General features: G+C 59.2%; 2 protein-coding genes. Both read right to left on the bottom strand.

Annotation, left to right across the window (positions count from 1 at the left end):
* Positions 1–461: hypothetical protein (locus tag E1573_RS22685; protein WP_133216788.1), on the bottom strand; the 461-nt coding region annotated here is incomplete at its 3' end.
* Between the two features lie 28 nt (positions 462–489).
* The coding region (locus E1573_RS22680; protein ID WP_305955366.1) for an RHS repeat-associated core domain-containing protein at positions 490–1,969 on the bottom strand (1,480 nt) is incomplete at its 5' end.

Below are 1,969 nucleotides of genomic sequence, written 5' to 3'. Positions count from 1 at the left end.
AGCTTCTCCAGCCGCCCGCTCTTGTCGTGGTGGCGCTGATGGTCGCTGCCCTGGGCATCGACGAAGCCGAGCAGTACGCCGCAGAGGGAGTGGCGCCACGTGGTGGTATGCGCTTGGCCATCGACAGTCCAGGTATCGCTCATGGGCTTACCCGAGGCGCTGTAGCGCATCTGCTGGCTGCCCAGCGGGCCGCTGGCCATTTCGGTGAGGGCCAGCTTCTTATGGTAGGTAAAGTGGTGCTCGGGTTCGCCGGCGGCAAGAATACCGAGCACTTTGTGCTCCAGCGCGGCTTCGTAGGTGAAGTCGATGCGCTGGCCGTCGGCCAGAATGTTGGCACAGGGTGGCAACTGATCAGGCCTGTACTCGAACTGAGTAGTCCGTCCGCCAACGGTGATCGTAAGCGGACGGCCAAGGCCGTCGAAGGTTTGGTCGTTTAGGTAAAAGGTCGTTAGTTGTCCCAAGATTTCACGCTCCCTGTGTGGATTCAGGCTAGGCACGCCAATCGACTTGGTTTGCATCAAGCGTTCTTCTCGATGCCAGGTGCTGGCGTTCAATCGATAATCGATTCTCCGTGATTGGGTTGGGTAATCGAGCGGGCCTAGCTCTAACATTCGCGTGAGTTGTGGGCTGGCTTGGAACATTGAGTTGCACGCTTGCGTCAGAGGCGCGGTATCGCACCGAACCGCTGGCGCCAGGACCTTCAGCCGGCAGCAAGGAAGATCTTGGGGTTGGTGAGGAGGGTTGGAGTGTTGGGCTGGTCGGGCTCTCTGCAGCAGTAATACTCAGGCGTTGGCTTGATGGTGGGCGTGTGGTTGTTCGCGACAGTCCTGAGGGGCTAGGTTGAGTGGGCATGTAGGCAGCGAGGGGCGATGGAAAATACAGTTCGGTATTGCCCAGTTGCTCTGCAACATAGTTTGCTCGATTAGCGGATGTGCTCATGTGTTTGCTGATTTTTTCCACAGCTCTGCCCGCCAGCCGTCTCGTCTGGCTAGTCAGTTTGAGTCCCCATTTCGGTACGTGACCTTGAACTGAGCTGGGTATTGTCGTGACTAGGGACACCCAGCCAAGGATGTTGACAGCAAGATCGCTTTTTTGGGTGACGTCGAGTACCGAAGAGGCAACGCCAGTGCCCAAGGAAATAGCACTGAGACCGGCTGAGGCGACCGTCATCAATGTACTGGCGGTAAGGTTGACGCTGAAGGTAGCAACCCCCATCGAGATGGCACCGCTAATACTGCCGCTCATCAATGCGATCGAGGCGGGCAGCAAAGCGGGTGCGAAGGCACCAAGACTAACAACAGCGCCGATCAAGCCTAGCGCCATGCCAATGCCGGAAATCAAGAAACTCTGCCAATCATGGCCATCTGGGTCGATGCGATTGACCGGATCGCCCCCACAGTAGGCATACGGATTGATACCGCCACGGCCAAACGGGCTTTCACTGTCGGGGCTGAGGAACATCATCATCAGCGGGTCATAGGGTCGGTAGCCCGCGGGGATGTACCAGCCGGTGAGTGGCTCACGGCGTTCGCCAGTGTAGCCGTAAGGCACCTCGGATGAATTGCCCGACTCGGCGCCGTGTGCGGTGTAGTGACGGCTGCGTACTTCACTGTCAGCTTCGATTCGCACACTGCCCTGGGCATCCTGACCGAGCAGTATGGCGCTGGTGATGCTGTTCAGGGCGAACAGGCTGGCGCCGTCGCTGATGTGCTGGACGGTCGTTGTGCCGGTTTGCTCATGGGTAGTTTGCCCTGCGCTGAAAAAGCTCCGACTGAGCTGGCCGTCAACCACGCGATCACAGAGGTTGCCGCTGGGGTCATAGCCGTAGGCGCAGGTCTTGCCCTTGAACTCCACGTGGGTCAGACGATCCTGGGCGTCCCAGGTCAGGCTGCGGCCGAGGCTGTCGCTGACAAGGCGACCGCAGTCGTCGTAGTGCAAGGTGATGAGTGGTGTGCCCCAGGACGGGTGG

Origin of the sequence: Pseudomonas sp. H9 (genome assembly GCF_004353925.1) — a bacterium.
GTDB lineage: Bacteria > Pseudomonadota > Gammaproteobacteria > Pseudomonadales > Pseudomonadaceae > Aquipseudomonas.
This window is presented reverse-complemented; position numbering and strand designations above follow the sequence as displayed.